At 58.2% G+C, this 8869-nt stretch carries 9 protein-coding genes; 1 reads left to right on the plus strand and 8 read right to left on the minus strand.

Features of this window, described 5'->3' with window-relative positions:
• Positions 1-117 precede the first annotated feature (117 nt).
• From mlaD to WAW39_RS11630, 5 genes are all read right to left on the minus strand, one after another.
• Positions 118-597 carry an outer membrane lipid asymmetry maintenance protein MlaD gene (gene mlaD, locus WAW39_RS11610; RefSeq protein WP_422318929.1) on the minus strand — a complete coding sequence of 160 codons (480 nt, stop codon included), beginning with the start codon at positions 595-597 and terminating at the stop codon, positions 118-120.
• Positions 594-1403 (minus strand): ABC transporter ATP-binding protein, encoded by an 810-nt coding sequence (locus tag WAW39_RS11615; RefSeq protein ID WP_422318931.1) that lies wholly within the window; start codon positions 1401-1403, stop codon positions 594-596. Before WAW39_RS11615 ends, mlaD begins: the two co-directional genes overlap by 4 nt.
• 2 nt (positions 1404-1405) lie before the next feature.
• Positions 1406-2182: an MlaE family ABC transporter permease gene (locus tag WAW39_RS11620; protein WP_422318933.1), complete on the minus strand. Its 777-nt coding sequence runs from the start codon at positions 2180-2182 to the stop codon at positions 1406-1408.
• A gap of 82 nt (positions 2183-2264) precedes the next feature.
• Complete coding sequence (locus WAW39_RS11625; RefSeq protein ID WP_422318935.1) at positions 2265-3416, minus strand: Gfo/Idh/MocA family protein; 1152 nt, start codon at positions 3414-3416, stop codon at positions 2265-2267.
• 27 nt (positions 3417-3443) lie between these two features.
• On the minus strand, positions 3444-4274 hold the full coding sequence (locus WAW39_RS11630) for a sugar phosphate isomerase/epimerase family protein (RefSeq protein ID WP_422318937.1): 831 nt from the start codon (positions 4272-4274) through the stop codon (positions 3444-3446).
• An 80-nt stretch (positions 4275-4354) separates the two neighbouring features.
• Between WAW39_RS11630 and WAW39_RS11635 the strand changes: the two genes are divergently transcribed.
• The gene (locus WAW39_RS11635; RefSeq protein WP_422318939.1) at positions 4355-5251 is read left to right on the plus strand and encodes a LysR family transcriptional regulator; all 897 of its coding nucleotides are present in this window, start codon (positions 4355-4357) and stop codon (positions 5249-5251) included.
• Between the two features lie 102 nt (positions 5252-5353).
• Here WAW39_RS11635 and WAW39_RS11640 read toward each other — a convergent pair whose 3' ends face one another.
• The 3 genes from WAW39_RS11640 to WAW39_RS11650 all read right to left on the minus strand — a co-directional run.
• Positions 5354-7552 carry a polysaccharide biosynthesis tyrosine autokinase gene (locus WAW39_RS11640; RefSeq protein ID WP_422318941.1) on the minus strand — a complete coding sequence of 733 codons (2199 nt, stop codon included), beginning with the start codon at positions 7550-7552 and terminating at the stop codon, positions 5354-5356.
• Between the two features lie 190 nt (positions 7553-7742).
• Positions 7743-8462: a polysaccharide biosynthesis/export family protein gene (locus WAW39_RS11645; RefSeq protein ID WP_422318943.1), complete on the minus strand. Its 720-nt coding sequence runs from the start codon at positions 8460-8462 to the stop codon at positions 7743-7745.
• A gap of 94 nt (positions 8463-8556) precedes the next feature.
• Positions 8557-8869 (minus strand): outer membrane beta-barrel protein (locus WAW39_RS11650; protein ID WP_422318945.1); only part of this gene is annotated, 313 nt, incomplete at its 5' end.

An 8869-nucleotide genomic window follows, 5' to 3' on the forward strand; every position in this document is an offset into this window, starting at 1 on the left:
CGGCCACGGCCAGCACCTCAGTGACGGCGGTTTTCAGACGGGTCTGAGCTTCGGCGAGCTGAGCGGACACGGCCAATGGCGCGGCGGCCAGGAGAAGCGGGAGCAGAAAACGTAGGGTCATGGGGCGGGGGGTGGGGAGACTTTGCCTTTTTCAACACTGCCAAAAGCCATTTTGCCAATTAACGACTCCAGATCGACCGAGGACTCAGTCATCGTGATCCGAGAACCAGCGGAAAGGTAAGTTTCATCCGCACCAGGCGCAAGTGCCACGTATTTGTCTCCGATGAGTCCGGTGGTTTTGATGGAAGCCATCGTATCGGTGGGCAGCTTCAGACCGGCCTCCACGCGAAGGGTCACCATGGCAGTGTAGTCGGTGCCATCCACACGGATGCCTTCCACCCGTCCCACAGGGACACCCGCCACCAGCACACTGCTGCCGGCATTGAGCCCTCCTGCATTGGTGAAGCGTGCCTCCATGACATAGGTGTCTCCACCGATCAGCGATTTTGAGCCGAGCTTCACCGTCAGGTAGACGATGGCGGCGATCCCCAGGAGGACGAAGAGGCCAACGTAAAGTTCCAGCTTGGATTGTTTCATGAGTCTTCAGATTGCAGGGCTTCGCCACGACGTATAGCAGCAAGTGTACGGCCAAGTGCTTCCGCGCTGTCGCGGAAATCCTCCACCATGGCGACGGTGGAGGCGGAAAATTCAGCAGGAGTGCCTTCAAAGCACATGCGCCCTTTGTCAAGGAGGGCCACGCGGTCGCTGGCGATCAGCGCCTCGGTCAGGTCATGCGTGACCACCAAGGCAGTGAAGCCAAACTGACGTTGATACTTCGCGATCATGGCAAAGACCGCATTGCGCCGCAGCGGGTCAAGGCCGGCGGTGGGTTCATCAAACAGCACGAGTTCCGGCCGCGTGACGATGGCGCGTGCGAGGGCCAGGCGCTTCTGCATGCCGCCGGAAAGCTGGCTGGGATAGCGGTCCTGATGCGCTTCGAGCTCGATCTGCCGCAGCGCCTCGAGGCTGCGTTCGCGGATTTCCTTGTCGGAAAGATCCGTGGTCTGCTCCAGCGGGAGGGCCACATTTTCCAGGGCAGTCAGGGAGTCGAACAAGGCATTGCTTTGAAAAAGGAAACTGCAACGGCGGCGGAAATCGGCGCGTGCGGCCGCATCGCCGATGCTGAGGAGTTTGCCGTCAAAGTGAATGCTGCCTGCATCCGGACGAATGACATCGGCCAGGCATTTCAAGAGCACCGATTTGCCAGCGCCACTGCGACCGAGGACGGTCACGAGACTGCCGCGCGGCACATTGAGGCTGGCGCCATCCAGCACGACGTTCTCTCCAAAGCACTTGTTCAAGCCTTCGATGCGCAGCAACATTGGATTGGAATCAGCACCCATGATCAGACGAGGAAGGAGGTGATGATGTAATCTGCGGCCAGCACAATGATGCTGGACTGCACCACGGCACGGGTGGTGGAGGCACTGACGGCACGCGCGCCGGTGGCGGAACTGCAGCGATGGGCGTTAAAGCCATGGTAGGCGCACAATGAAATCGTCAGCAGGCCAAAGGTGACTGCCTTGATGATGCACTCCCGCACATCCTGGGCCTTGACCGCGTGCTCCACCGAGGACCAGTACACGCCGGGCTCCAGGCCCAGCAGGAGTGAACCTGAAAGGCTGCCGCCCCACAAACCCACGGTGACAAACAGGGCCGTCTGCATGGGATAGACGACCAGTGCGGCGAGCAATCTCGGAGTGATGAGATAGGCATGACTGCTCACGCCCATTGTTTCAAGTGCGGCGATCTGCTCTGTGTTGCGCTGAATGCCCAGCTCTGCCGCCAGGGCGGACCCTGCCTGCCCAACCAGCATCAGCGCCGCCAGGGCGGGCCCCAGTTCACGTATCAGACTGAGGGAGACGAGGGTGCCCAGCAAACTTTCGGAGCCGAAGCGGTTCAGGACGTAATACCCCTGCAGGCCGAGCACCAAGCCGGTGAACATGCCCACGATGAGGATCACCGGCAGGCAGCGCACGCCCTGCTCAAAACCGGCGCGCGCAATGCGCCTGCCAAGCCGCCGCGCACCCACTGCGGAACGAAAAGACTGCCCTGTAAAGAGAGCAAAGTCGCCCAGTTCATGAACAATGGAGAGTGAGTAACGACCTATGGCGCGCAACATTCGGTGCGGGAACCTTCACCCACGCACCGGAGTTGCGCAACGCCGTAGCGCCTTCCGCCTCAAGATTCTTTCGGGCGCATCCTCAAAGATCGCCAACCGGCAGCCACTTGCGCTGCTCCCAGCTTTGCAGGCCGAGCTCAGCGAGTTGCACGCCTTTGGCACCTTCCCGAAGGGTCCAGGGGAAGGGTGTGTCCAGCACCACGTGCTTGAGAAATTCCTCCCACTGGATCTTGAAGGCGTTGTCATAGGTCGTCGTGTCAGGCACCTCCTGCCAGCCGCCGAAGAAATCGATCGGCTGGTCGATGTCTGGATTCCACGTGGGCCGTGGCGTGGTGCCGATGCTCTGCACCCAGCATTTGCGCAGACCTACCACAGCGCTTCCGTGCGTGCCGTCCACCTGCATGGTCAGCAGGTCATCGCGCCGCACGCGCACCGTCCAGGAGCTGTTGAACTGGCAGATGACACCGCCTTCGCACTCAAAGGTGGCGTAGCATGCGTCATCGCTGGTGCAGACATAGGGCTTGCCGCGCTCGTCGATGCGCTTCGGCAGATGCGTGGCTCCTATGCAGCTCACGGCCTTCACTTTGCCAAAGAGATTGTCCACCACGTAGCGCCAGTGGCAGAGCATGTCGACAATGATGCCGCCGCCGTCTTCCTTGCGGTAGTTCCATGAAGGACGCTGCGCGGGCTGATCCCCTTCCTCACCGGTGAAGACCCAGTAGCCAAACTCGCCACGCACGCTGAGGATGCGGCCAAAGTAACCCTGATCCCGCAGTGTGCGGAATTTGCGGATGCCGCTGAGCCAGAGCTTGTCCTGCACCACGCCGTTTTTCACACCGGCATCTTCGCAGAGCTTGGCCAGACGCAGCGCCTCGCTCGTTTCCACGGCGGTCGGTTTCTCGCAGTAGATCGCCTTGCCTGCCTTCACCGCCTTTTCCACAAAACCTGCACGCTGCAAAGTGCCGGAGGCATCAAAGAAGATCTCGTCCTCCTTGTTGGCCAGCGCCGCATCGATGTCTGTGGTGTAACGCGTCACCCCCGTGCGCTCTGCCAGGGCCTTGAGCTTGTCATGATTCCGCCCCGTGAGAATCGGGTCGGGCATCAGCGTGAGATCATCGCTCACCTTGAGTCCGCCTTGATCGCGGATGGCCTTGATCGAGCGAATCAGGTGCTGGTTGGTACCCATGCGCCCTGTGACGCCGTTCATGATGATGCCGATTCGTTTGGTTTCCATTGTTCGAAGTTTAAGGTTTAAAGTTTGTTAGTTGCCCGTGTCGTCCGGATAAAGCGCCGCATAGCTCTGGCTGATCTTTTTCAGAAACACCTGCTGGTCCATGGCCCAAAGGCGGTTCGAAAAGATCTCCACCTCGCGATAACCCGTGAAGCCGGTGGCATCCACCCAGTCGCTGATTTCTTTGATGTTGATGCAGCCTTCGCCCATGAGGCCGCGATCATTCAAGAGATCAATCGTCGGTGTCCCCCAGTCACAGATGTGAAAGGCCCGCAGGCGGCCGGTCTGACCTGCGAGATCAATCTGCGACTTCAGCTCGGGATCCCACCAGACATGGTACACATCCAGCGCGATTCCGACCGATTTCGGCGAGCCCAGCACATCGCAAATCTCGTGGGCCTGGCGCATGGTGTTCACGGCGCTGCGATCATCTGCATACATGGGGTGCAGGGGTTCGATGGCCAGCTTCACGCCCGCCTGCTCAGCTGCCGGCAGCACCGCAGCGATGCCATCGGCGATCTGCTTGCGCGACTCCACCAGCGACTGCCCGGGCACGGCACCGCAGACCAAGACGATGAGTGGAGCGCCAATGGCGTGCGCCTGCTCGATGGCCTTCAGATTGTCATCAATGGCCGTCTGCCGCCCTGCTGTGGTCGCGGCTGGGAAAAAACCGCCACGGCACAGGCTCACGACTTCCAGCCCTGCGTCCTGCGTCTGACGCGCCACAGAACCCAGATCACGCCCTTCCAGGGCCTGCCGCCAGATGGTGATGCCGCTGACGCCGCGCTGCGGGAACTGCACGAGGCATTCTTCAAGGCTGAGCGGTTTGGTGGTGATGGTGTGGACGCAAAGTCGGCGCATGAGAAAGATCATGGCAGCGCCTGCTCATAAGAAAAAGATGATTTTACGATACCCTGGATCAGAAATATCAATGACGGGTCATGGAACTCTACCAACTCGGCTACTTCATCGAAATCGCCCGCCAACGCAGTTTCACCCGGGCGGCCGGGCGGCTGCACATGGCGCAGCCGGCGCTGAGCCAGCAGATGAAAAATCTCGAGGCGGAGCTGGGCACGCCCCTTTTCAACCGCGGCCGCAAAGAAGTGCAGCTCACCGCCGCCGGCAAAGCTTTCCTGCCGCGTGCCGAAGGTCTCCTCACGCAGGCCGAAGCTGCCAAGGCGATCGTCTCCGATGTGGCCCACCTGCGGGGCGGCAAGCTGACCATCGCAGCCATTCCCAGCGTCAGCGCCTGCCTGCTGCCGGAGGTGATTCACACCTTCAGCCAGCAGCATGATCAGGTGGCCTTGCATTTGATCGAGAACAGTTCTGAGCGTGTGGCCGACTGCGTGGAATCCGGGCGGGCCGACATCGGCTTTCTCCAGCTCCCCGCGAGCAAGGCGGCTTTCAAGTCACAAACTCTGCTTACCGAGCCTTTTGTGCTTCTGGTTGGCAAAAGGCATGCGCTTGCCGGACAGAAAACTGTGCTGCTGCGGCAGTTGTCCGCTGAATCCTTCATCTTCTACAAAGGCCGCGCCCGCGACACCGCGTTGGAGGCCTGCCGCAAGGCCGGTTTTGAACCCCACATCGTGTGCGAGAGCGGAGAACTGGGAACGGTGCGTGCGCTCGTCTCCGCAGGGCTGGGACTCGCCATTGTCCCACGGCTGGCGGCAGGAAACCTGCCCGCGACCATTCTTACCGTGGCCATTCGGGAACCCAAAATGCAACGCCAGATCGCCGCCGTCTGGCAGAAGGGCAGTGAGCTCTCTCCTGCGGCGGCATCACTGCTGGAACTGACCACGGACCTGATTTCGCAGGGGAACCACCACTCAAACTCATGACGACTGTGCCTGCGCATTGAGACATTCCCTGCCCCCTCAGCGGCTTGGACAATCATGCAGCGCCAGCCCGAACTAGCGCCGCGATTATCAAAGAAATTTAAATCAGGACTTCGCGGCGGCAGGTTCAGCAGCCTGCTGCGGATTGGTCTTGGTGGGCGCGTAGTAGTAGCTGGCGTAATTGTAATAGGTGTACTCTTTCAGGTTCGAGCTGGAGCGGTTGAGAATGACCCCGCCGATGTTGACCTGGCGCTCATAGAGCAGATCCAGAGCCTTGCCTGAGAGACGGGCCATGGTGGAGGACATGCGCACCACGAAGAGCACCGAATCAAGTTTCGGCGCGAAGCTGGCGGTGTCATCCGCCACGAGGACAGGAGCACTGTCGAAGATGACGTAATCGTATTCCTCACCCATCTCACGCAGCATCTCTTCGGCTGTTTTGGAGAGCAGCATTTCCGAGGTCTGATCAAAGACGTCACCGCGGGCGAGCAGGTCCAGGTTTCGTGTGCTGGTTTCCTGAACGGCATCACGCCAGTGCAGTTTGCCACGCAGGGCTTCGCTCAAGCCTGGAGTGGAGGGAAGCTTGAAAAGCTCGCTCACACCACCACGGCGCAAGTCGCAATCTGCCAGCAGGACACGCGCTCCGGCCAAGGCCATGGTAACAGCCAGATTGGAGGTGACGGTGGTCTTGCCTTCATTGGGAACCGCACTGGTGATGAGAATGGTCTTCGGCGGCTTGCCCTGCCAGTTTTTGAAGAGAATGGAGGAACGAATATTGCGGAAGGCCTCGGCGTAGAGATGGCGGTCGTCATTTGGACGAAGCAGGGCCACATCACCGCGATTTCTCTGTTCCGGCACCTGCCCAAGAACCGCTTCCCCGGGGAACAAGGTCTGGAACTCACTGTAGGAATTCATCCGGTCGTCCAGACGGTCGAACAACAGCAGGATCACAATGCCAATCCCCATGCCGCCAATGAGACCGACAACGATGGGCATCACCCAGTCTTCCACATTTTCATAGGCAGGGATGGCACGCTCTTGAATGGCCACAAAGTCTGCCTGGGAATTGAAGACGCTCTGAATGCTCTCCACTTTTTCAAAGAGCTTGTCGTAAGTCAACTTGGCCGACTCGGCCGCTTTCTCCAGTTTGTCGTGCTCTGCGATTTTACCGCCGAGATCGAGGGCCTCTTTCTGCTTCTCAAGAATCTGAGCGTCCAAGACCTGCACGCGACGCTGAATATCCGCCATCTGAGTCACCATCTCCTGCTGAATCTGCTCTGCATAGGAAGCCAGCAGCGCCTTCTGCGCCGCCAGTTCTTCGGTAACATCCTGCACCATCGGGTGCTGCTGTTTGAACTGGATCAGAAGAGAGTCCAGCTTGGTCTTGAGTTCAGTGATTTTCGATTTGGTGCGCAGGTAATCCTGCTCCGCCATGGTCATGCCATTGCGCCCGGGGGAGGTCTCAGTTGCCTTGATTGCGCCTGATGGCTGGGTGGTTTCGGCCCCTTTGGAACCTGGAGCACCAGGCGTTGCCGCAGCTCCGCTCAGCATGCGTTCACGCGCCTCCATGGCGGCATTGACGTTGGCGATTGCGAGCTTCAAATCGTCAAGTGTCGTGCGTTGTGCTATCCGCTGCGCTTCCAGGTTTCCAAGGTACTGTGCGGCAAGATTGTTGCCATTGGTGATCGTGAGGATGTTGTTGGCGGCTTTGAATTTGGTGAGACGCTCAAGGCTGTCCTCCATGAGCTTCTGCTTGTTCACCACCTCGGTGAGGAACTGCTGGAGCACCTTGCCCTGAGCCTGCTCGCGGATGCTCTGACGAAACGCGATGAACTCGTCCAGCAGGGCGTCCAAAAAGATCTTCGTGTACTTAGGCTCAGAGCCTGTCGCAAGGATGTTGAAAATGGCCGAACCCTTGGTCTGAGCCACGCGGATTTCCACGTCCGAATCCTTCACATCCGGGTTCAATGCTCTGACGCGATCCAGCGCGCGTCGTTTCATTTCGGCGCTCTCGATCGTTTCGATGATCGTGCCGTAGAAGTCCGCCTGCTGTTCACGCCAGGTCACGTTGTCGTTGAACGCCAGCTGACCGCCGGCCACGAGTTTAGCCAAGGAGCGAAACTCCTGAGGGCGCCCGGTAATGCGCAAGGCCTGAACACAAACACCAATGCTGGCCGTCAGGAGCAGGAACCACCAGCGGCGGCGGAGCAGGATCTTGTAACGCTGGAATTTGGCGGATGCCTCGTGAATACGACTCAGCGTGCTGGATTGCGCCGGGCCTGGGAGGGTGAGGTTTTGTTCCATGATTTCAAAAATCCAAATTTGTTCTGTCGGGCTGCCAAAGGCTGCTGCTGTCTCCCGTTATTTTTTGGGCAGGCAGAGTCGCTCAAAAACACAACTTAAGCCATTGGATTTATTTGGCCGCAGCACTGTTCGATTTTAAATCAAATTCACCTCATTCGATTTCGAAATACCTGTGAGAAACCCGTGTATTTTAGAAATTAACAGTCTTTTCTTCGACGATGATGACGTCATCCTTGCGAATGAACACGTCACGCTCGAGGTCGCCCTGACGCATGATCCCGTCCACATTGACCAAAATGGTTTTGTTTCCCTGAGGGGTTTTGCGGATGATTTTCACTTTTTCCTTGTTGGCGAACTGGGCAAAGCCACCTGCACGAAGAATGGCCTGGCTGATGGAAATGTCTTCATTGGCCGGCAGATCGTATTTTCCCTGTCTGGCCACGATGCCGAACATGACGTAGAACTCCAGGTCCACCTCCCGCTCCTCCATCTGAGTTTTTTCGTTCAGTTTGTCGATCGCGATGACCACGGTGGCATTTTGGAAAAAATTCTTTTCCAACTCCCGCTTGATGGTGAAAGCCAGATCACGGCAGGTTTTTCCCCGGGCATTCACCAAACCCACGTAAGGGGCCTGGACCTCCCCTGTCACTGCAACAACCTGCTGCAGCGCATCACGGCGGTCTTCCAAAATGCGGATACTGATGGTATCCCCCACCGAGATGGGACGATTGTTGTCCAATACGTCCATCGAGTTCAAGACTGCCGCACCAGCGTTGGCCGGACCACCAGTGGAAACAGGTGCCTGGCGCGATGACCTTGAGGACTCAGGGATGCGAAAGCCAGGATCTTGAGCTTTCAAAGCCGGGAGAGCAAAGGCAAGCAGAAGCAGCGACAGTGATATCTTTTTCATGATGATAGTGAATGAATTTTGAATCCCTCATGCGCCAATGCCGATCACGGCCAGGCTGAGATCAAAAGTCATAGACCAATTACGATCCGTTTCGTTAGAAATTGTAATTGAAGCCCAAAATCACGCGTGTCTGCGTGGAATCCGCATTGGATTGCTTATAATTGGTAACGAAATAGCGGTAGCCCAAGTTAAGCCCTGCCTTGGCGGTCAGGTTGTAGTTCAGGTCAAAGGAGAAGCCGCTCTGGTCCGCATCTCTTCCGGCCACCCCCAAATAGTCGGCACGCCCAAAGTGATAGCCAGTTCCTGCCCGCAACTTTGAGGTCAACTGGTGAGTGTAATAGAGATCCACACCGAACTGAGTCAGCTTGTACCCAGTGCCTGGAAAAGCAGGGTCGGTAAGCGAGGGC

The organism is Prosthecobacter sp., assembly GCF_049294395.1.
Classification (GTDB): domain Bacteria; phylum Verrucomicrobiota; class Verrucomicrobiia; order Verrucomicrobiales; family Verrucomicrobiaceae; genus Prosthecobacter.

Coding starts and splice junctions, on each gene's coding strand:
- WAW39_RS11620 (WP_422318933.1), bottom strand. CDS start 2,182: ATGTTGCGCGCCATAGGTCGTTACTCACTCTCCATTGTTCATGAACTG.
- WAW39_RS11615 (WP_422318931.1), bottom strand. CDS start 1,403: ATGGGTGCTGATTCCAATCCAATGTTGCTGCGCATCGAAGGCTTGAAC.
- mlaD (WP_422318929.1), bottom strand. CDS start 597: ATGAAACAATCCAAGCTGGAACTTTACGTTGGCCTCTTCGTCCTCCTG.
- WAW39_RS11640 (WP_422318941.1), bottom strand. CDS start 7,552: ATGGAACAAAACCTCACCCTCCCAGGCCCGGCGCAATCCAGCACGCTG.
- WAW39_RS11635 (WP_422318939.1), top strand. CDS start 4,355: ATGGAACTCTACCAACTCGGCTACTTCATCGAAATCGCCCGCCAACGC.
- WAW39_RS11645 (WP_422318943.1), bottom strand. CDS start 8,462: ATGAAAAAGATATCACTGTCGCTGCTTCTGCTTGCCTTTGCTCTCCCG.
- WAW39_RS11625 (WP_422318935.1), bottom strand. CDS start 3,416: ATGGAAACCAAACGAATCGGCATCATCATGAACGGCGTCACAGGGCGC.
- WAW39_RS11630 (WP_422318937.1), bottom strand. CDS start 4,274: ATGCGCCGACTTTGCGTCCACACCATCACCACCAAACCGCTCAGCCTT.